The organism is Streptomyces sp. NBC_00448 (assembly GCF_036014115.1).
GTDB lineage: Bacteria > Actinomycetota > Actinomycetes > Streptomycetales > Streptomycetaceae > Actinacidiphila.
In genome coordinates, this window is sequence record NZ_CP107913.1 from 9152028 (window position 1) to 9172815 (window position 20788).

General features: G+C 68.4%; 15 protein-coding genes. 3 read left to right on the plus strand and 12 right to left on the minus strand.

The window, feature by feature from the left end:
* Positions 1-65: 65 nt before the first annotated feature.
* Positions 66-2912 carry a glycoside hydrolase family 2 protein gene (locus tag OG370_RS39250; RefSeq protein ID WP_328472955.1) on the minus strand — a complete coding sequence of 949 codons (2847 nt, stop codon included), beginning with the start codon at positions 2910-2912 and terminating at the stop codon, positions 66-68.
* A 527-nt stretch (positions 2913-3439) separates the two neighbouring features.
* Positions 3440-4369 (minus strand): LysR family transcriptional regulator, encoded by a 930-nt coding sequence (locus OG370_RS39255; RefSeq protein WP_328472957.1) that lies wholly within the window; start codon positions 4367-4369, stop codon positions 3440-3442.
* An 81-nt stretch (positions 4370-4450) separates the two neighbouring features.
* Between OG370_RS39255 and OG370_RS39260 the strand changes: the two genes are divergently transcribed.
* The 3 genes from OG370_RS39260 to OG370_RS39270 all read left to right on the plus strand — a co-directional run bounded on the left by OG370_RS39260 (position 4451) and on the right by OG370_RS39270 (position 8292).
* Entirely contained in the window at positions 4451-5392 is a 942-nt protein-coding gene (locus tag OG370_RS39260) for a DMT family transporter (RefSeq protein ID WP_328472959.1), read from the plus strand.
* A gap of 488 nt (positions 5393-5880) precedes the next feature.
* Positions 5881-6450 carry a DUF4240 domain-containing protein gene (locus OG370_RS39265; protein WP_328472961.1) on the plus strand — a complete coding sequence of 190 codons (570 nt, stop codon included), beginning with the start codon at positions 5881-5883 and terminating at the stop codon, positions 6448-6450.
* Positions 6451-7065: 615 nt separating this feature from the next.
* The gene (locus tag OG370_RS39270) at positions 7066-8292 is read left to right on the plus strand and encodes a glycoside hydrolase family 76 protein (RefSeq protein WP_328472963.1); all 1227 of its coding nucleotides are present in this window, start codon (positions 7066-7068) and stop codon (positions 8290-8292) included.
* A gap of 439 nt (positions 8293-8731) precedes the next feature.
* Here the strand turns inward: OG370_RS39270 and OG370_RS39275 are convergent, their stop codons facing one another.
* From OG370_RS39275 to OG370_RS39320, 10 genes are all read right to left on the minus strand, one after another.
* Positions 8732-9310: a nuclear transport factor 2 family protein gene (locus OG370_RS39275; RefSeq protein WP_328472965.1), complete on the minus strand. Its 579-nt coding sequence runs from the start codon at positions 9308-9310 to the stop codon at positions 8732-8734.
* Between the two features lie 689 nt (positions 9311-9999).
* Positions 10000-12252, minus strand: coding sequence for a nucleoside-diphosphate kinase (locus OG370_RS39280; protein ID WP_328472967.1), 2253 nt, complete (start codon positions 12250-12252; stop codon positions 10000-10002).
* Positions 12253-13164 (minus strand): transketolase family protein, encoded by a 912-nt coding sequence (locus tag OG370_RS39285; RefSeq protein WP_328472969.1) that lies wholly within the window; start codon positions 13162-13164, stop codon positions 12253-12255.
* Between the two features lie 10 nt (positions 13165-13174).
* Complete coding sequence (locus tag OG370_RS39290) at positions 13175-13987, minus strand: 1-deoxy-D-xylulose-5-phosphate synthase N-terminal domain-containing protein (protein ID WP_328472971.1); 813 nt, start codon at positions 13985-13987, stop codon at positions 13175-13177.
* Positions 13984-14784 (minus strand): methyltransferase domain-containing protein, encoded by an 801-nt coding sequence (locus OG370_RS39295; protein ID WP_328472973.1) that lies wholly within the window; start codon positions 14782-14784, stop codon positions 13984-13986. Before OG370_RS39295 ends, OG370_RS39290 begins: the two co-directional genes overlap by 4 nt.
* The gene (locus tag OG370_RS39300; RefSeq protein ID WP_328472975.1) at positions 14781-15722 is read right to left on the minus strand and encodes an aminotransferase class IV; all 942 of its coding nucleotides are present in this window, start codon (positions 15720-15722) and stop codon (positions 14781-14783) included. The genes OG370_RS39295 and OG370_RS39300 overlap by 4 nt, the downstream gene beginning before the upstream one ends.
* Positions 15723-16706 carry a hypothetical protein gene (locus OG370_RS39305; RefSeq protein WP_328472977.1) on the minus strand — a complete coding sequence of 328 codons (984 nt, stop codon included), beginning with the start codon at positions 16704-16706 and terminating at the stop codon, positions 15723-15725.
* Positions 16707-16720: 14 nt separating this feature from the next.
* On the minus strand, positions 16721-18325 hold the full coding sequence (locus tag OG370_RS39310; RefSeq protein WP_328472979.1) for a B12-binding domain-containing radical SAM protein: 1605 nt from the start codon (positions 18323-18325) through the stop codon (positions 16721-16723).
* A 63-nt stretch (positions 18326-18388) separates the two neighbouring features.
* Positions 18389-19552 carry a nucleotidyltransferase family protein gene (locus OG370_RS39315; protein ID WP_328472980.1) on the minus strand — a complete coding sequence of 388 codons (1164 nt, stop codon included), beginning with the start codon at positions 19550-19552 and terminating at the stop codon, positions 18389-18391.
* A gap of 32 nt (positions 19553-19584) precedes the next feature.
* Entirely contained in the window at positions 19585-20787 is a 1203-nt protein-coding gene (locus tag OG370_RS39320) for a hypothetical protein (protein WP_328472982.1), read from the minus strand.
* Position 20788: the final 1 nt, after the last annotated feature.

The following is a 20788-nucleotide window of genomic DNA, read 5'->3' on the forward strand; positions in this document are numbered from 1 at the left end:
CGCGGCGCGTTCGCGGGAGCCGGCGCCCTGGTGACGGAAGCCCGGTCAGGTTCCCGTAGCGCCGCCTACACGTTGAACGTCTTCTTGGCCGGGTTCGTCGCCAGAGCGTTCTCGTTGAAGACCACCTGTACGCCGTCACCGTGCAGCGTGGACCGCGCCGTGTCGAGCTTCCACCCGTCGACACGGATCGCGAGGCTCTCGCGCAGGTCGTCGGTCATCCCCGGAACGGAGATCTTCACCCGCGCGGTCCCTCCGGGCACGATGTTGAGGTAGTTGTCGGTGCAGAACACGGGAAGGACCCGCGCCCCGGTCTTCTTGTCGAAGACCTGCAGGTGCGTCATCAGCGCGACCGAGGTACCCGCGTTCTTCGCCACGACGGTGACTTCCGTCTGTGCCTTGTCGACGTCCCTGGCCGACGCGGAGACGGAGATCACCGCCGGCTTCATCGTGTCGAGGTCGGTATAGGTGTTGTCGCCACCGGACCTGTCGTACCAGTAGAAGTTCTCGGCGATGACGGCCGAGTGCGGGTCGGTCAGGGTGAGGCGCACGAAACAGACAGCAGTGGACGCCGCGCTGATGCTCGACGACAGGTTCGCCACCGTCTTGACGGACGCCGGCTGCACGCCACTGGCCGCGACCACCGTGGAACTGCTCACGCTGCCGTCGAGATCGCGGATCTCGACGGTGACCTTGCCGCTGATCGGTTGAGCGGTGTGATTGGCGAGGACCAGGTCGCGGGTGGAGGCGTCCATGATGACGTTGACCCGGCGGCAGCCGTGCTGCACGGCGTAGAATGACGAGTGCGCTTCGAGGTCGTGGCTGTACATCTGCCAGACGAAGCTCGGCTGCGCCGGGTTCGTCATCCACATGATCACGCCGGTGGCGGGGTCGGGGACCGATGTCGAGCTCGGGCCGAGCATCATCGATGACGGTGCCTCGTAGATGGCCTTGGTGCACTCGTAGTTCATCAGCTGCGACTTGCGTGCGAAGTCGGGCAGGTTCCGCACTTCGCCGTAACGGCTCTCGGTGAGGGCGATGTAGCCGGCGCCGCCGCCGTTCCCGCCGTTCCCGTTGACGTCGCGGTCGGCCCAGTAGTCGTCCGGCGTCTCCCATGAGGACTCGGGAAGCATCGACTGGATGAACTCCAGCGTGGGGATCGAGTAGGAGCCGATCTCGTTGCGGAACGGGTTGGACTGGGTCGACCTGGTGCGGGCGAGGCTGAACTCGGAGCTGGGCGTCTCCCACTGGTAGGGCCCTCCCGAGGAGAAGCCCTTGATCGCGTTCGTTCCCGTGTCGCCCGCCGAGCTCGTCAGGCTGACCCGTTGCGGATCGAGCTCCTGGACCAACCGGTCGAGGGCGTCCACCATTTCCTGCGGCGGCGACTTCTCGTTCCCGCCGCACCACAGCAGGATCGAGGGGTGGTTGCGGTAGTTGACGATGCAGTCGCGGATGTTGTCGATGTCGCGCTGGATGTTGCTGGCGGCCGGACCTTCGGAGGAGAAGAAGAACTCCTCCCAGACCAGGATGCCGTACTCGTCGCAGGCCGCGAAGAAGTCCTCGGTCGTGCTCTGCCCGTTCCAGTTGCGGATGAGGTTGAGGTTGGCGTCCCGGTGCAGCCGTACCTGGTTGCGCAGCCGTTCCCGCGGGGTCCGCTTCAGCGCCTCGTCCAGCCCCCAGTTGCCCCCCATCACCAGGATGGGCAGGTTGTTGATCCTGATGCGCAGTTGCTGGTCGGCGTTGACGTACTCGATGCGCCGCACGCCGAACTTCAGCTCGCGCTGGTCCGACACTGCGCCGCCGGCCGCCAACTCCAGCTGGAGGGTGTAGAGATAGGGCTCGCCGTAGCCGTTGGGCCACCAGAGCTTGGGAGCGGCGAGTCTGAGCCCGGGGATGTCGGCGGAGGTCAGGCTCACCGACGTCGTCCCGGGCTCGACGGTGATCTCGTGCCGGAGCCGGATCTTGTCGATCGACCCGGTCACGGTGGCGGCCACCGCCTTGCCGGCCGCGTTGTCGCAGGTGAGGGTGAGCGCGATCTCGGCGCTGCCCAGGTCGTCGCTCAACGTGGTGTCGACCGATACGTCCTTCAGGCGTATCTCGCCGGTGGTGAACCAGGAGGCGGGCTGCCAGATCCCCATGTTGCGGTCCGGGATGGTCGGCAGCCAGTCCCATCCGGCGGTGCAGAAGAACGACGGGCCGTTCTTGAGGGTGGCACCGGTGGAGCCGCCGTTGCGACCGCCGCGCGTCACCCCGCTCGTGTAGCTCGGCAACGAAGGGGGGTCGGTGAAGTCGAGCTTGCCGATACGCACCGCCAGGTAGGCCGTGCGGCCTGCCGTGGAGTGACCCTGCTGGGCCCTGGCGATCAGCTCGGTCACGTCGAAGACGCCACGATGGAAGGCCCCCTCGATACTCCCCACCGAGGTGCCGTTCAGCCAGATCCGCGCGCTGTAGCTGATGCCGTCGAAGCGCAGCCAGAAACGCTGCCCCGGCACCAGTTCCGGCACGTCGAACTCGGTGCGGTACCAGTAGTCGGTGTCCTTGAGGGTGTCCGGCACCGCATCGGTGACGATCCTGCCGTAGAAGGGGTCGGGATACGTGCCGTTCTTGATCACGCTGGTGAGTGGGGTGCCCGGGACGACCGCGGGCGCCATCGTCTTCACTTCCGCGCCGCTCGCCAACTGCTCGCCGCTCGCGGCGGGGATCTCGTTGGTCGCCTGGAACGTCCAGGAACCTGCGATGAGTTCGCCGCTCACGAGTCCGCCCTTCTGCACGTGACCAGCCGGCCGGGCATCGGCCGACCCGGCGACAGCCGGCTGGGCGCTCGCCGTCGCGGGGTCGCCGGCGGCAGCCAGCACACCGCCGCCCACCACAGCCATGCCGCCGGTCAGAAAATTCCGTCGGTCGATGCCACTCATCGCGATCCCCTCTGACTGTTGCGCCGGAGCCGTCAAGAACGTGAATGCGGGAACATGAACGGATGAGCGCGTCGGGTTCAGGCCGGCGCCGACGGAGTGACCCGCGCGCCGCGTTCCCGCCGGAGCAACCCGGTCACGGTTCTGTGGTGAGCACGCTGGTACGTCGACAGTGGAGAAAAACGGGAAGGATGGGGGAGTTGACAACGTTGTCATCCGATCTTTGAAAGAATGTCACGCCATCCGGGGTGCGTCAAGCGTCTGGACTCAACTCCCTGCGCTGCCCGTGCGGTGGGCGCGCTCTTCCGGTCCCCGGGGTGGGCGGCGAGGCTTGTGACGCAAGGGTGGCCAGGGTCCCACCAGTCCTCGGAGGTCTTGCGGAGGGACCGGCGGGCAACGTCTCTCCATCCCCTCCAGGCGGATCGACAAAGGTTCGGACCTCGGACGGCGTGGGCTGGTTCCGGCGGCACGGCGGTGCGGACCCGAGCGGTGAGAAGGAACGCTCGCCGGCCGGCGCCACACGGAGTGCGCTACCTGGGTTCGACGAAGTCCCCTGGTCGATCCCGCTGCTGGATCGCCGAGGCGGCGCGGTGCAGCTCGGCAAGGACCGCGCGGACGGCCTTGCGGGCGACACGCTCGGGTCGGTGGAGAACGTCTATGCGGCGCCGGGCGGGCACTCCGTCCAGCGGCCTGAGGACGACTTCGGGGTGGACCCGGGCGGTCCAGCGGGGCATCAACGCCAGGCCGCCGCCGGCGGCCACGGCTTCCGCCGCCACCGCGAACTCGTTGATCCTGTGGACGATGTCGAGCCGGCGGTCGGCGGCACCGGCGATCGCCTCGATGGTCGCCATCAGCGGGTAGCCGTCGTGCACCGCGATCCACGGCTGGTCCGCCACGTCTCCGGGCGTGAGCGACGACTTCGCGGCCAGCGGGTGGCCGACGGGCAGCGCGACATCGAGGGGCTCGCGCAGCAGCGTGCCGGAGACGACCGTGACCGGCCAGGGCGGCCCGTGGTCGAGGCGGTGGGCGATCACCAGGTCGTAGCCGCGCGTCAGCGCGGGGAAGCGGTCCTGCGCGACGTCTTCGTCGGCGAGCGTCAGGCGTGGGCGGTCCTGGCCCGCGTGGCTGCGAAGCAGGAAGGGGAACCACGCGGAGGCGGCGCTGTGGAAGGCGGCAACCGAGACGGCACCGTCCTCCTGCGTGGTGTAGTCGTCGATCGTACGGCGCGCCCGGGCCAGGGCGCTTTCCACCTCGATCGCCGCGGCGGCCAGCGCCTGCCCGGCTTCGGTCAACACGACCCGGCGTCCGGCGCGCTCGGTGAGCGGGACGGGGGCCGAGCGCTGGAGCAGCCGCAGTTGCTGGGAGATCGCCGACGGTGTCACATACAGAGCCTCGGCGACCGCGCTGACACTGCCCAGTTCGCCCAGCTCGCGCAGGATTCGCAGTTGACGTTCATCCATCCGCAAGAGTGTAGGGCTCCTACAACTTCACTTGAGAAGGTGGTCCTACCCTTCAATGTCCGGATGAGGAAGCGTGGGAGCATGCCCGCTTCCCGCCGCGTCGACGCGGTACTTCTGCTGGTCGCGCTTGTCTGGGGCTCCAGCTATCTCGCGGCCAAGACGGCCACGGCCGCGCTCCCGGTCATCACGGTGCTGTTCGCCCGGTACGCGATCTCCGCGCTCGCGTGCGGCGCCGTTGTCGCCTCACGCCGCCGAACGCGCCGCCGAACGCGCCGCTGGACCGGCGAGGAGGTCCGTCTCGGCTCGCTGCTGGGAGTCACGCAGGCGCTGGTGCTCGTGGTGGAGACCTTCGGGGTGGCGCGTACCAGCGCCGCGAACGCCGGGCTGATCATCAGCCTGACCATTGTGCTGACGCCGATGCTGGATCGCACCGGCAAGCGGAGGCTGCCCTGGACGTTCTTCCTCAGCGCCGGCCTCTGCGTCCTGGCCGTCGGGCTGCTCACCTCGAGCACCGGATTCCACACCCCGCGGCTCGGAGACGCACTGATGCTCACCGCCGCGGTGGTCCGGGCCGGGCATGTCACCCTCGTCGGACGGCTGACGGAGGGTCGATCCGTGGACCCGCTGCACCTGACGACCATGCAGACCGTCCTGGGGTCGGCCCTGTTCCTGGTGCCCGCTGCCTTCCACGCCTCCGATCTGGCCCACAGCAGTTCCGCCACCTGGATCGAACTGGTCTACCTCGCCCTGTTCTGCAGCGTCCTCGCCTTCCTCGCCCAGACCTGGGCCGTGCAGGGAACCTCCGCCAGCCGCGCGAGTCTGCTGCTCGGCACCGAACCGATCTGGGCCGTGGCCATCGGAATCGGTTTCGGCGGTGAACGGCTGACCTTCTGGGCGGCCCTCGGAGCGACACTCATGATCATCGGCATCTACTGGGGACAGGCCGTCGAACGCACCCACCGCACCGCTCCCGCACAGATCCACGAAGAGCCTGCGGCGGTGACGGCCGGCGCGCAGCCCTGAGCCCCGAGCGTCCACGGCGTCATCGCCCCGGGATGCGATGAGGGGCTTCCCGTATCTGAGGAACTGCTCCCCGCAGGGGCAGCGCCGTTGGCGGGCCCGGCGATACACCGTTCCCTTCTGCGGGAAACCGGCCCAGCGATCCTGAGCTGGCGGACGCCCACGCTACGTTCATGGACAGCCTCCGCCGACTGATCGACGAACTCGACAGCATGCACGCCCCAGACAACGGCTCCAGCCCCCGGCCTACGTAGAGGTCCCCCCGGAGTGGAAGCGTTCTGACCCCGAGAGGTACCAGCAGACGTTGGCCGACCTGTCTGGGGCTCGTGACGCCTTCCTTGAGGCGCGCACCGAATTCATGAACTCGCCGAACCGCAGAGGCTTCTTGAGCTGAGCGAGACCCAGTCCAGTCCGGCTGGTGCGGACAGGGCACTTTTCCCGGCAACGGACCCACGGGCGTCTGTCGGACCTGGATGGCAGAGTGGCCGGTCATGGAAACGGAAGCCTTCTGGCACCTTATACAGGCCGCACGCTCGCGCACCACGGCGGAAGGCTCCTTCGACCGGACACTGGTCGAAACACTGACAGCACGCTCGAAGCGCGAGATCCTTGAGTATCAGGAGCGCTTCGACGCACTCCGTGGCGCACTGTATCGCTGGGACGTCTGGGCAGCGGCATACCTGATCGGCGGCGGCTGCTCTGACGACAGCTTCACCGACTTCCGCGCGGGCGTCATTGCCGAAGGACGGGCCTGGTATGAGCGCGTAGCCGCCAATCCCGACAGCCTGGCAGAGCACCCACTCGTCGCCGCAACAGCTGAGGCGGGCGAGGACCACATCCTCTTCGACGAGGAAGTGAACTACGCCGCATCCGATGCGTTCGGGCGACTGACCGGTGACAGGCACGACTTCTACGAGGCATGGGACCAGTACCGAAAGGCCCAACCTCATGAGCGGGCCGAGCAGGACATGGGCGAGGACTTCGACTTCGACGACGACGAGCAGATGCACCGCCGACTGCCCCGCCTCGCTGCGCTCTACCTCACGGACAACCCCGTATGAGGATAGGAGACGAACACCTGACGACCAGCCGGCTACCCGCTGGTCAGCGGGTTCTCCGTCGGTGCCCCTCGGTTCGGCAGGCCCGGAGGAACCCAGGGGTGCTCCGGTACCGTTCTAGAGGCACGATCCGTGAGTTCGGCTACGAGACCCCTCCAGAAAGCTTGAACCCACCGCCTTCCGCCTGGGCACGCAGTTCCTCGACGCGGCCCGGCCATCGCCGAAGGCTTCCTCCGGCGCCTGGCGTTCGCGCAGCCCTTCATCCTGCCGCTTGATCGCGGCGCGGACGGCCGGGGCGAGTCGGTCGCCCTGTTCCGCCGTGCCGGCCTGGAGCGCGGCGAGTGCCTGGAGGTAGCGATCTGAGGCGCCCTCGCGGGTGCGCACCGGCGGATCGGGGACGAGGCCGGCGGATCGGGGACGAGGCGGGCGCGGCACGGGACTTGGCGCCCGACCGGAGGTTTGGCGGGACCGCCGTGGAGGTAGATCAGTCGGCGACGCATCGAGAACCGGCCAACCCGCCCACCCGTCCCCTCGCACGCGCGCAACGACGGTTCGGTTGGACAACGTTGTCACGACGTCCTGCCGCGCCCCGCGGCAGGCAGAATGGAGGCGCTCTTCATGCGCTCACGCCGTCTGAAACTCTCCCTGACCGGCGCTGTCGTGGCGGCACTCGCCGCCGGAACCACCGCCGCGGCCTCTCCCGGCGCGGCCCGCCCCGCGGACTCGCACCGGGTGGCATCACCGGCCCACGCGAGCACGGCCGCCGCGAGCACGGCCCGCGTGAACGCGGCCCGCGCGACCGCGACCTACGCCGCACTGGAGAAGTACCTGGGCACGACGGACGGTTCCGGTCTCTTCCACGAGCAGTATCCGGTGGCGGCGGGCGACAACCCGTACTCGTACGAGTGGCCGCTGTCCCAGGTCCACGTCGCGGCCCTGGACATCTCGACGGTCGACCCCCGCTTCCGGACGAAGCTGGCCGCGGTGGACCAGGCCCAGGAGCACTACTGGAACGCCGCCGGCGGCACGACAGGGGTGGCCGGTTACGACTCCTACGTGATCGCCCCGTACGGAGCGGGCGGCGACCTGTTCTACGACGACAACGAGTGGGTGGGACTGGAGAAGGTCCAGGACTACCTCCGGCACCACGACCGTTCGGCGCTGTCGCGGGCCGAGCAGATCTTCTCGCTGGTCGAGTCCGGATGGGACACCGATCCGAGCCATCCCGCACCCGGTGGCGTGTTCTGGACCCAGGCCGCCTGGAGCACCGACCGCAACACCGTCTCCAACATGCCCGCCGCCGAACTCGGGCTGCGGCTCTACCAGATCACCGGCAAGCGCAGCTATCTGGACAACGCCAAGCGGTTCTACGACTGGACCGACGCCAACCTGCAGAGCCCGAACGGGCTGTACTGGGACAACGTCAAGCTGACGGGCGACATCGACCGGACGATCTGGTCCTACAACCAGGGGGTGCCGATCGGCGTCAACGTCCTCCTCTACCAGGTGACGCACGACCGCACGTACCTGGCGCGGGCCCAGCGGATCGCCGACGCGGCGTACGACTACTTCGTCACCGGCGACCGGCTGAAGGGCCAGCCGATCTACTTCAACTCGATCTTCTTCAAGAACCTCCTGCTGCTGGAGTCCGTCACCGGCGGCGACAGGTACCAGCAGGCGACGGCCGCGTACGCCGACTGGGTGTGGACCAGCGCCCGCGACCCGAAGACCGGCCTGGTGCACTTCGACAGCGGCGGCACCACGCAGTCGATCCAGCAGGCCGCCGCGGCGCAGATCTACGCGGTGCTCGCCTGGCCGCGGTCGAAGTGGCCGACCCTGTACTGAGCCGTCTGCCGTCTGCCGCCCGCAGCCCGGGACCCGGCCGCGCACCGAGCCAACTCCCTTGCGCGGCTGGGCACTCGGGCCACCGGGCCACCGGGCCACCGGACCGGCGTACGCGGTACCGGCAGCGCAGGGGAGAGGGCGGGATCGGCGCGGCGAGGCGAGGGCGTCGGCCGGTGACCGCCTTCCGCCGCGCCGATCCCGCCGGCGAGCGGGTTCATGTACCGCGGCTGAGCTTGTCCTTCGACCTCCGTCTCAGGTCGAGGGCCGTACGATCTCCACCCTCTGAAGGTCAGGAGTGGGTCCTGGCGGTCGACGTGACCAACTGGCGGATCTCGCCGATCGCTTGGCAGACGCTGAACCGCCGCGCGTTGCTCAGGCACCGACGTGGCCGCGGCGGCGGGCGGACGTGGGGCGAGGGCCGACCGGCTGAGGGGGTGGATCAGGCTTCGTTCAGCCAGGCGCTGCCGGCGGCCTTGATCTCGGTCTCCAAGGCGCTGCCGCGGGTGGGGAACTCGCGCACGACGGGGAAACCGGACTTCTCCAGCAGGTAGGCCAGTGCGGCGTACTCCCGCGGGAAGCTGCGCACCGCCTTCTCGTCGATCTCGTGGACCTTGGTCAGGAAGTTGAAGGAGCTCATGTCGTAGAAGCTCTGGCGCTTGGCGATGCGCCATGCGCCGTCACGCTTCTCCACCCGGTCCCAGAAGCGGTTGTGCGCGGTGGCGCCGAGCTCCAGGGCAGTGTTCTCGGCGAGGAGTATCGCGCTGGTCTGCGCCAGCGCGCGGTTGCCGTTGAAGGTGATCGACGGCCCGGCGATGACGTGCTTGGTGCGCAGATCGGATGCCCCCGTGCGCGCCGATCCCTCGATGAAGTCGGAGGCCGGGCCGTCGAACCAGGTGATCTCGACGGTGGCGCCCGGGTGGAACAGGTCGCGCAACTGATCCCACTCGCCCAGGTCGCGGTGAATCCAGCCGGTCATCAGATCGGCGATAGCCGCGCGGTCCTCAAGGCGTGCGTCCATGGGTTCACAGCTCGCGTGAATAGAGAACGATATGGTTTCTTAATGCCACGCTACGCCGCCCGGTCGATCGACGCGTGCGGAGGTCAGGAGCTATAACGGGAAGGGTGACCGCGTCTCCAGCACCCCCCCACTCCGCCGCCCGCCGCCAGAGCCCCGGGAACCCGCCGCCGCGGTGCGGAGCTGACCCAGGCGATCTACCGGGCGACGCTGGAGGAACTGGCCGCAAGCAGCTTCGAGGAGCTGAGCTTCGAGAAGATCGCGCCGAGGGCCGGCACCGGGAAGTCCGTGTTGTACCGCCGCTGGAGCACCACAGCGGAACTCGTCCTGGCCGCGCTGAACGACGAGGACGCGGGGCTGGGCCGGCTCACGGTGCCGGGCGCTGGCCGTCCGGCCCCCCGATCCCGCTCCCCGCACCAGGACGGCGGTTCGGGTGGGTGCCGCACCGCTCTGCCCGCACCGGTGCCGTGCACGGCGCGGCGCTGCGGCACCGTCGGGAGCGGTGACAGCACTCCTGGGCCGGGCGGCTTCCTGGGCCCCAAGGAAGCTGCGGATGCGACTACCCCCGTCGCCCGTGCAGGGTGGCCGCCGGCATACAGGTGCGGTGTTCGCCTCGGCGGTGATGGCCGTGAGGAGATGCCGCAGGTGGGCCTACGGCCTCCGTTCGAGCCGGACAGGAAGTGCAGAAACCGTCAGAGATCCCAGAAGAAGAGCAGGTTTTCCACCAGCAATGCCTCCCAAGGTGTCAAATGGACGTGCGCGGCTCGCACAGCCGCCTCGACCTGGTTCATGTCGAGCTCCTCGAAACACTGTTGATCGGCCAACTGTCGCGCGGTGAGTAGGAGCCGGTGCCACGCCAGCCGTTCGAGGTCCTCCTTCGGCCCGGTCACGCTCGGAAAGGACTCCGGGCAGCACGCGAGCCGGTCGTCGGTGAGCAGCACGTGCTCACGCTCAAGTGCCCGGCTCACGACCCGCACCTGAGATCTCCACGAGGCGACGCCGTCTCGCAGCCGGTCCCGGGTCGTCCGTAGTTCCGCAAGGTGCTCACGCAGCAGCTGCTGCGCCGCAGGGGCGGCAGCGAGTGGATGGGACGCGATGGCGTGGGAGATGCGGGTCTTCAGCGCGTACAGGACCGTTAAGGGGTCGTCCTCGGCAGTAGTCGGACTGAGGGCCTCGGCTACGTATGAGAGGTGTTTCCCCCGTGGCGACGGGCTCGTGACGTATTGCGGCAGGACATCGAGTAGCTGCCTCGGGCTGAAATACAGGAGACACTCGCGCAGCGCGGCTGCGCTGTCGTCCGAACTGTGCACCAGGGCCAGGATCTTGGAGTAACTGCGCAGTCCGCCACGAATGGAATCGGGAGCTGCGTCGGCCGGCTTCGAGGCGCCCTTCAACCGCAGAAGTCTCTCGCAGGCTGCGCCGTCGGGGTGTTGGAGGAGCAGCCCCAAAGAGGTGCCCATGCTCAGTCCCTTGCGGGTCAGGTGCCAATGCGTGCGCTGGTGATCCAGGATCTTGGCGCGCAGACCGTACTTGTACAGCTCCTCGATGTCGCTGTCTCGCAGGTTCCGGGTCCGGTGCGCGCGAATACGGAAGCCCGCGTCGTGCACGTGGGCGAGAATGTCGGCGTGCTTCCCTCTGTGCACGGCGTCAGGCGTGATGATCATGAAGGCCAGTTGGTCTGCCGCGAGGGTCAGACCCGCTCGACCCAGTTCCTCGACATCGGAAAGAGACAGCGGGTAGTCCTCGCGGGACTCGGCGGCGTCGAGCACCTGCTGGTACGGAGTGGACATGCCGGCTCTCCTCCGGGGTTCATGGACCGGTGTCGTCGCTGAAGGGCGCGGTCCTCCGGTGCCGGAGAAGAAGAACAGGCTCTCCAGCACGGTGCGTTCCAGCGGGCCCAGTCCGATGCCCAGGGCATCGAGCGAGGACTTCAGGCTTGTGAAGCCGTCAGCGTCGATGGCCGCCGGTTCGGCGAGCATCCGTAGGCAGGCGAACGCGGTTCGGGGTTCGGTGGTCCGCCCGCATTCGTCCGACCGCTGTGCGACGCTTCCGCCGGGCGGCGCAGCGTCCTGGAGCAGGTCGCGCTCCTGCTTCAGGTGCCGGGCGATGGCCTGAGTCTCCGGGCCGTGTCCGGGATCGGCGTCCACCACGTTCATCGCCGAGCGGTACAGGGTGTCAGCCGCCTCCAGCACTCGGGGCGGCAGCAGCCCCTCCATCGCCGTCTCGGCCAGCAGGCGCCGCTTCAACCGGTAGAGCACCCGGTAGGACTCGATCCGCGGCACGGTGGTCGCGGCCTCGTAGCCGGACACCACGGCGCGTTCCGCCGGGCCCCAGTGCGGTCCGGCCAACAGCCGTGAGAGTTCCCGCGGTTCGAAGAGCACGCTCGCCTCGTACAGCATGCTCAGTAGGTCGTCGGAGCTGTGCAGGAGGCCGAAGGTCTTGTTCGGGGTGCGGTAGTCCGCCCGGTAGGAGCCCGGTTGGGCGAGCTGCGGGTCGGAGGCGCCCTTCGCGGTCGTGACGGTCTGCTGGAAGGACGGGTCCGTGGGATGGCGCAGCAGGAGGACGAGGGCCTCACCGAGGTCGAACACCTTGCGCTTGATCCACCACGACCGGATGTGGCGCCCGGGCACCTCGGTCACCAGCCCGTCGTGGTAGACGCGTTCCGCGAGCCGGGGGGTCAGTGTCCGGAACCGGAAGGCCACCACGTGCTCGCCGTGCTCGCCGAGCAGCCGCTGATGCACCCCCTGCATGAGTCCGTCAGGCGGGACCACGGCCAACGCGGTACGGCGCAGTGCCGGCAAGCAGGCGTCGGGCAGTGCCTCGACGATCTCGCGGTGGAAGTCGGCGAGTTCCGGGTAGGTCCCGACCAGGGCCGCCAGCTCGGCCCGGACCCCGTCTGCTGCCTGCTGCGCGGCGCGAGCTTCGCGTGTCGGTAGTGGCTTCATCTAGCAACGCTCCAGAACTCGGTGCACCAGATCGTCCGCTGACACACAGTAGGCATCCAGCAACTCCGCGTGGCTGCCCGACGCGTAGCAGAAGCGGTCTTCGATGCCCAGCCGAAGCAGCGGCGGTGCTGCCCGGCGGCCGGCCAGCACCTCGGCCACCGCGGATCCCAGACCGCCGATGACGTTGTGCTCCTCGATGGTGAGCATCAGTCGGGCGGTGGCGGCGCACTCCACGATCAGGCCGCTGTCCAGCGGTTTCACCGTCGGCAGGTAGACGATGCCGACGCTCAGGCCCGCGGCGGTGAGGCGCTCGGCGGCCTCGCGGACCGTCCGCGTCATGCTGCCGGTGAACGCCAGGACCACGTCGTCGCCCGGTTGCAGCACCGCACCGGCTCCGATGGGCGGGGCGGTGCCGTCCGGGTCGTCAGGCTCCTGCTCCGGGGGCATCCGTACGTACACCGGTCCGGGAAGCGCCAGCGCCTGGGGGAAAACGGCTGTCAGATCGCGGAAGTCGCGGGGCGCCAGCACGGTCATGCCGGGGATCGCGCGCATGATTGCCAGGTCCTCCGTCGCGTGGTGCGTCGGCCCTGAACGGGACGCCGCGAGCCCTCCCTTGCTCGCACAGATCGTGACGTTGAGGCCCTGGTAGGCGATCGAGGTGCGGATCTGCTCACAGGCCCGCATCGTCGCGAAGGTCGCGAACGTGTGCACGAGCGGCCTCAGCCCCATCAGCGCCATGCCGGCCGCGAGGCCCATGGTGTTCTGCTCGGCGATGCCGGTGTTCACGAACCGATCGGGCCAGTTCGCGCTCACTGCCGCCGATCCGCTGCTGCGGGACAGGTCCGCGTCGAGGACCACGACCGCGGAGTCCGCCCGCATGACGTCGAGCAGAAGCCTCGAAAACCTTTTCACCGCGCTCCGTTCAATAGAGGGAGGACAGGGCGTGCGCCAGTTGCCGGGAGGAGAGGGAGCCGCTGTGCCAGGTGTTGTCGCCCTCCATCGCCGGTACGCCCTTGCCCTTGACGGTGCGGGCGACGATCACCCGGGGACGTCCGCAGCCGGGCGCGGACAGCGCGTGGTCGAGAGCGGCCAGGTCGTGCCCGTCGCAGTCGACGGCTTCGAGGCCCATCGCCTCGATCTTCGACGCGAGCGGTTCCACGTCGATGATGGTGGCGGTGGCACCGTCCGCCTGCGCGCCGTTGCAGTCGATGACCGTGTGGACGGTGTCGAGCTGGTGCCGGCCGATGAACATCAGTGCCTCCCAGACCTGTCCCGACTGCATCTCGCCGTCGCCCAGGACCGCGTGCACGTGGACCTCGCGCCCCGTTGCCCGTGCCGCGAGCGCCATGCCCGCCGCCATGGAGAGCCCCATGCCCAGCGACCCGGTGGACACGTCCACCGCTCCGGTCGTGGTCCGGCACGGATGGCCGAGCAGCGGGCCGCCCGCTTCCATGATCGTGTCCAGGTCCTCGGACGCTATCAGCCCCAGATCGGCGAGCACGGCGTACAGCGTGATGCACGCGTGTCCCTTGGACAGGACGAACCGGGTGTCGGGCAGCGTCGGCGCGTGACCGTAGAAGATCGACACGAGGATCTCCACGCAGGACAGCTGCCCGCCGAGGTGGTGCGGTCTGCCGTGAGACAGCCTGAGCGTCTGTTCGCGGATCTCCCGCGCCTTGTCCCGTTGCCGGGTCAGGTCCCAGGAGACGGCGGGGGAGGCGCCGGTCGACGTCACGCCGGCCGCCGGTAGACCAGCACATGCTTGAAGTCGGCGATCTCCCAGCCGGGTTCCACTCCGTCCAGGGCAAGGATCTGACGGTCGTCGAATCGCCTCACCGCAACCCTCTCCAGACCGCAGGCGGTGAGAACCGCGTCCCACTCCTCCAGCGAGTAGAGGAAGTGCACCTCACGCATCTCCGACTCCCAGTCGGGGTCGCGGTACTTCGTGAGGAACTCCAGCGCGTCGTCCTCCTGGAGGACGACCGTGTCCACGGTCTTCTGCGTCCACGGCACCGGGCGCACGGAGTAGTCCCGGATGAAGCGGCCGAACAGGTCCCGGACCTCGTCCGTGACGATGCGCAGGGCGACCCTGTCCCGGCTGGGGACCGCGTTCTCGTAGACCAGGACGTGCCTGCCGGGGCGCAGGGCGTCCCGTGCCGCGGTCACGGCGGCCTTCAGCCCGTCCTCGCCGGACAGGGAGTACACCTCGTGGAGCGACCGGTTGAACACCGCGCTTCCCAGGCTTTCGTCGGGGAAGGTCCGGTCTTCCAAGCCGGCTTTGACGAGCAGGACGTTGGGCCGGTGCCGGGCGGTGTTCCGGTCGAGTATGTCGGCGCTGTGGTCCACCCCCGCGAAGAACAGGTCCGGATGGCGTTCGGCCAGGTAGGACAGCGGAATGCCGTTGCCGCAGCCGAAGTCCGCCACCGGACCGCGGAAGTGTTCCGCCATGTAGTCGACGGCGGGTTTCTGGAGTTCGAAGCGACGGGCGAGCCCTTCTATGAGCACGTCGTTCTGCTCGGATGTCCGATTCATGCGTCCTCCGTGGAGCTGACGGGAAGGGTGGTGAACCACTCCGGACGCCGATCGGTGCTGAGCGAGCCGGATGCGATCTCTCTTTTCAGCGACGCGGCGAGGGTGTTCGGGCCGGCGGCCAGCGGGCGCCCGTCCAACTCGCCCACCTGTCGGACGAGGTGGGCGGTGTTGGTCAGGAACACCTCGTCCGCCGCGTACAGGTCCATCGGCAGCAGCCGTCCTTCGGCGACCCGGAACCGGCCGTCGTCGCGCAGAAGCTCCAGAACCGAGTCCCGGGTGACTCCAGGCAGCACGCCGCTGTCCAGAGGAGGGGTGACGACCGACATCGTGCGCCGATCGACGACGAAGACATTGGCCTCCGCGGCCTCCGTCACCTCTCCTTTGCCGTTGAGGAAGATCACGTTGTCGTAGCCGGTGGAAAGGGCTTCGGTGAGACCCAGACGCGCGTTGTAGTAGTTGGCGGTGGCCTTGGCCTGGGTCGGCATGCTGCTGTCGTCGATCCGGCGCCAGGAGGTGATCCGGCAGCGCAGTCGGGGACAGCCGTCGAAGAAGGACGGCGGCGTCCTGCGGAGGAACACCGCCACCCTCGGCGTGAGCGCGCCGAGGTCCACCAGCGAGGAGCCCGCGAGAACGGCGTCCCAGTAGACCATGACCTTGAGGTAGCAGGTGTCGTCCTCGGCGGAGTTCGCACGGACGATGTCCGCGACGGCGGTGAGCAGATCTCCGGCCGTGAGGGGGAGCTTGGCGCCTACCACCGACAGTGAGCGGGCCAGCCGCCGGAAGTGCGCGTTGAAGCGGAACACCGCGGTGCCCCGGCCGGGCACCGGATAGCAGCGCATGGCCTCGAAGAAGGCTGTCCCCAGCGCCGACGACACACTGTTCACATGCAGCGACACCGTTTCCTCGGCGACGATCCCGCCGTCCAGCCAGGCGTCCACTCAGCGTGTCCTTTCCACGTCCGGTTCCCGCGACGAGACGCCGTCCGGGTGGAGCAGTGCTCGCACCGGCCGGACGAACTGCCGGGTCAGCAGGGCGTCCAGGCTCTCGCCGCGCATGGCGGCGGCTGCGGGGAAGTAGCTGTGCTCGGTGAGTCCGACCGTGGCGCCGGCGTCGAAGACCGCCGGTTCGCCGTCGGCGGTGATGATGGCGTTGATGTAGAAGCATCCAGCCAGGTCGAACTCCTCGGCCATGGCACGCCCCAGCGAGCGCAGGCGGTCGAGTGTCGCCGGCCGGAGGTCCACCGGTGTGAAGGCGTACTGCCGTGACATCTTGACCGCGTGGTCGAAGAGGACGGCGTCCTTGGCCACGGACAGGGGCGGGTACAGGTCAAGACCGCGGGACGACGCCTCGTAGCCGACGCAGACCTCCAGGCCCGGCACGTAACGCTCCACCAGAACCGTCTGATCGATCTCGAACAGGCCGTCGAGGTGCTCCCTCAGGTCCGCCCGCCGAGGGTCCGCGCTGTCGAAGAACCGCACTCCGGCGCTGAGCATGTCCGCGGTGGCGGGTTTCAGGACGACGGGGCCTTCCAGCAGTCCGATGGCCGACCAGCTGGACGCAGGCGCGTGGTTGTCCAGCACCACATGGGGCGGTGTGCCGAACCCGTTCCGGGCGAGGAACGTCTTCAGCCGGACCTTGTCGTACACCTCGGCCTCGAGTGCTCCGGTTCCGACGAAGGCGAGACCGGCAGCGGCAGCCAGTGGCTCCGCTCTGCCGTAGACGCCGTAGGTGAGGTCCTGTAGCAGACGCAGCTTCCGGCGGGCGAGCGCGGCGGCGAACTCCTCGGTGCCGTACAGCAGTACGGTGGCTTCGATGCCGGACGACTCCAGGAGTTCGGCGACCCGGTCGGCCAGCGTTTCCGACGACTTCCGCAGGAGGTCCCGGCCACCGGCGAGCACTCCGACCGGGCGGTTGGCAGTCATCGCGCCGCTCCCGTTCAGCCGAGAGGAACGAGCCTGCGGCGCAGCGCCCGTTCCGTCGCTTCGATGTCGTCCCCGGCTTCGGCCGTCACCGCCGCCGGGTCGATCCGGCGCAGGGCCCACGCCTCGATGTGTTTGAGTGCGCTGAAGGCCGGGTCCCAGACGCCGTACTCCTTCTCCACGTTGCTGCCGCGGAACACGTCGACGTTGATGGCGTCGGGATTGGCCAGGCAGACACGGACGTAGGCCCGCCAGCGCAGTTCGGTGGCCCGGCCGCTGTCCATGGTGGAGTGCGTCCACTCGCTGCCGACGTCCTCCCAGTGGACGTTGGCGAGCGGGTCGCTGAGCACCGGCATGGCCCGGTCACGGATGTTGAAGACGTAGATCCCGTAGAAGCCGAAGATGTGCTCCGACATGAAGGAGGTGGTGGCCTCGATCGTCTCCTCCGTCTCGCCCGGATAGCCGATGATGAAGTTCGACCAGGGCGAGACGCGGTGTCTGCGCAGGTGGGCGAGGGCCGGGTAGGCATCCTTCAGGCGGGTGCCCTTCTTCATGAGGTCGAGCATCCGCTGGCTGCCGCTTTCGAAGCCGATCGACAGCCAGCGGTTGTTGGCCCGCTTCAACTGGATCACCGTCTCCTCGTTCCGCAGCGGCGTCACCCTGGAGTAGGCGCCCCAGGGGATGGTCAGGCCGGCCTCGTGGTACAGGTCGAGGAAGTCCCGCAGGCGCTTCGGCGGGATGGTGAAGGTCGAGTCCAGGGCGATGATCTCCTTGGCGCCGCTTCGCTCGATGGCCTGCCAGTCCGCCAGAAGTTTCTCCGCGCTCTTGAACCGCCACTTGGTCGAGACGAGCGGGTACGAGCAGAAGGCGCACTTGTACGGGCAGCCACGCATGGACTCGTACGGCACGGAGATCCCTGAGAGGTCACCGCCCGGTATCGTGACGGGGATGCTGTCGAGCGGGACCATGCGATCGAAGGTGTACGCCTTGCCACCGCCCTCGGTCGTGTACCAGAGGTTCGGCACTCCGCTCCAGTCGTCCATCCTGGGCAGGCACCGCAGGAGAGCAGGGATCGACTCCTCCGCATCGCCCACCACGACCGCGTCCGCGCCGCAGTCCAGGACCGTCTCCGGGTTGCGGGTCGCCAGGTAGCCGCCGGCCACGATGTAGCCCGCTGACATCTCCCGCAGTCGGTCGATGACCTTCCGCAGGTCCGGGAAGTTCGTCACATAGCTGGTGGACAGCAGGCACACCGCGTTCCGCGCCGCGGCCGGCAGACCACTGTCGGCGCTCCCGTCGCAGTGCAGCAGATCGGCCAGTTCGCAGTCGGTGACTTCCGTGTCCTCGGGTAACAAGGACTTGAGGGCCACCGAAACCAGGGTCGGTTCCGAGGCGGTGCTGGGGCGGAAGAGCGGCCGGTCGTCTTCCTCACCGCGCAGTGCGATGTCGTAGACCGAGGTGGCCCCGACCAGTTCGGTGATCCCTTCGCGCAGTTCGGGATTGTGGAAGATGTTGAGTCGGCCCACGGCCTTCTTCTCGTCCACCGTGTCGTAGGGCCAGAGGCCGGAGACAAGCAGGACCCGACCGTTGTCGAGGCTGCTGGGCTGTTGGGGGCGTGACATGTCACTCTCCAAGGTGGATGCGGGGCGGGGGATCGGGCCGTGCGGGCGGACCCACCGCCGGTCTCAGACCGAGCGGACGCGGGCCGCGGCGGCGAAGGGCGGTTCGGAGCCCGGTTCGAGCAGGAGAGGACGCCGGTCGCGGAGCCGTTCGCTGAAGCTGCCTCGCCAGACCAGGTAGCCGCCGTCCACGGCGCCCGCGCTGTGGAGCCAACCGTCGTCGCAGTAATCGCCGAGTGCCAGTTCGTCCGTGAGGGAGCTGCCGTACACGTCGTCCACGTGACGGCACACCCAGGCCACGGCCGGCTCCAGGAAGTGCTCCGTGATGATATTCCTGATCTCGTCACCACGGTCGCGACCCAAGCGCTCCCAGTAGCGCCACACGTCGGCGCACTGCCCGAGGCGTACGTCCTTCTCACGGATGGTCCGCTCGAACCACCCTTCGCGGAAGAGGTGCAGTACGACGAAGAGGAAGCCGTACGGCGTGTCGAGCGAGGGCAGTTCGGCTCGGTCGTCCTGCTCTGGCACGCCGTTCACGGTGACGACGCGCTCCAGCGCCGAGGCGGTGAGGATCTGCCAACTGCTCCCGTACCAGGTGAGGTTGTATGCCACGTCGACCATGAAGTACGGGATGCCGTCATCATCCGCGGGGACGCGGAAGAAGTGCGGCAGATGATCGGGGTAGAGCTGGTACATCAGTTGCAGCGACCGCGAGATGTCCAGCAGTTCGCCGGTTCGGTGGTCGAACTTCTTCGCTCCGGTGTAGCCCAACCGGTAGAGGACCTCTGCCGCCCTGTCGCGGTGTTCCGGCGGCACCATCAGGTCGATGTCGCCGAAGTGGCGGATGCCGCGGCCGTCATAGAGAGATGCCTGGCAGACGACCCCTTTGGTGCAGGCGGCGCGCACGCCCGCGTCGGCGAGGGCCGCCGTGACGCGGGCCGCCTCGATCGCGTACCGGCGGGTTTTGAAGCGGTTCCAGTGCAGGGTGCCGAGCAGGTGCCGCTGGGCGTGGTGCGGCATCGACGGCAGCAGCTCGGCCTGCACCAGGAAGTCCGCCAGGCTCGGGACCAACGCGTGCCGTGCCGCCTGGGCCAGTAGATCGTCCGGGTCGGGGAGTTCGGACGCCAGCGCCCGTGCCTCGTCGAACGCGGCGCTGCCGGGGTCGGCGATCGATATGCGCCGCAGCAGATCCCAACCCGGGTCCCCGATCCGGGATGCGTGCCCGTCCACTCTGTTCTCCTCAGGTCTCCCGTAGTGATCCCTCATACCGGGCTCCGGCTGTTCATCCGGAGCCGGACCGGGGCCGGCCACTGCTCGATGTCGAGCCCGTGCTGGCTGAGGAACGCGTAGGTGAGGCGTTCCAGCCCGAATCCGACGCAGGCCGTCTGGGCGGTCGCCCCGTCATCAAGGGTGATGTGGAAAGCCGAACCGAACTTGTCCCCGTGGAGGTTGAACGAGCCGGCGGCGACCGAGCGCCCCCCTTCGACCGGCAGGCGCAGCTCGTACTTGAGTTCCATCAGCTCCTGCGCCAGGACCCGTTCGGAGGTCGACTTTCCGGAGAAGAACGGATCATGGGCTACTTCGGCGTGCCCGGGCAGTGCGAGCGCGTCCATCAGACGCCAGGTCTGCTCCATGAAGCGCCTTCTCTGTTCGGCGACCCCCTCCCGGTCGCCGACGAAGACGATCTCCCGGATGGTGAAGTCCCAGAGCCGTTCCACTCCTCGCCGATAGCGGGACTCGAACCGGAAGGACTTCCCCCGAGCGGTGAACACCGCGCTGTCCGCGGTCAGTTGCCGATCCTGCAACTGCCGGTAGGTGTGGAAGCACATGGTGGGCGGCAGACAGTGGCCGAGGTGTTCGCTGAACATGTCGAGATGACGCCCGGTGTCCGAGGCGTCCCCCAGACGTGAAAGGAAGGCGTCGTAGACCTCGGCGTCGCAGTGCAGGCGACTGGCCGTCATCAGGAACTGGGGGAACGCGTCGAGGTAGCCGCCGCGGCGGAGGGCGTCCGTGGCGATCAGCGTGGGATAGCGGTAGGCGACCGCGCCGAAGGCGTCGACGGCGATGTCGCACACCATCTGGTCGAGCGCGGTCAGCAGTTCGGTGAACAAGCCTCCGGTGGCGTAGAGACCTTCACCCATCTCCACGACCGCCGAGGCGTCCCGCAGTTCGTCCCACACCTCCGGCTCCCCCTGGCGAGCCTCGTGCCGGGAACGCCAGACCACCGCGCTCGGCCGTCTGCGCTGCGGCAGCACGTCGTTCGCGATCAGGAGATCGAGTTTGCGGGCCAGCTCCGCCGGATCGGCATCCGGCTCGGTCGCCACGTCGACGGCGACGACCTCGCCGGCCTCTTCGACCAGGGCGTAGTCCACGATTACCGACGAGGCGTAGTAGAGGCGCTGTTCGAACTCGGCCTTCTTGTCGGCGGGCACCGCACTGCGCAGAGGTATCCGATGACTGGGCATT

Bases quoted from the DNA above. Each gene is read 5' to 3' on its own strand.
- OG370_RS39260 (WP_328472959.1), top strand. From the start codon at position 4,451: ATGCCCGCTTCCCGCCGCGTCGACGCGGTACTTCTGCTGGTCGCGCTT.
- OG370_RS39265 (WP_328472961.1), top strand. From the start codon at position 5,881: ATGGAAACGGAAGCCTTCTGGCACCTTATACAGGCCGCACGCTCGCGC.
- OG370_RS39320 (WP_328472982.1), bottom strand. From the start codon at position 20,787: ATGCCCAGTCATCGGATACCTCTGCGCAGTGCGGTGCCCGCCGACAAG.
- OG370_RS39275 (WP_328472965.1), bottom strand. From the start codon at position 9,310: ATGGACGCACGCCTTGAGGACCGCGCGGCTATCGCCGATCTGATGACC.
- OG370_RS39305 (WP_328472977.1), bottom strand. From the start codon at position 16,706: ATGACTGCCAACCGCCCGGTCGGAGTGCTCGCCGGTGGCCGGGACCTC.
- OG370_RS39255 (WP_328472957.1), bottom strand. From the start codon at position 4,369: ATGGATGAACGTCAACTGCGAATCCTGCGCGAGCTGGGCGAACTGGGC.
- OG370_RS39280 (WP_328472967.1), bottom strand. From the start codon at position 12,252: ATGAAGCCACTACCGACACGCGAAGCTCGCGCCGCGCAGCAGGCAGCA.
- OG370_RS39270 (WP_328472963.1), top strand. From the start codon at position 7,066: ATGCGCTCACGCCGTCTGAAACTCTCCCTGACCGGCGCTGTCGTGGCG.
- OG370_RS39310 (WP_328472979.1), bottom strand. From the start codon at position 18,325: ATGTCACGCCCCCAACAGCCCAGCAGCCTCGACAACGGTCGGGTCCTG.
- OG370_RS39295 (WP_328472973.1), bottom strand. From the start codon at position 14,784: ATGAATCGGACATCCGAGCAGAACGACGTGCTCATAGAAGGGCTCGCC.
- OG370_RS39250 (WP_328472955.1), bottom strand. From the start codon at position 2,912: ATGAGTGGCATCGACCGACGGAATTTTCTGACCGGCGGCATGGCTGTG.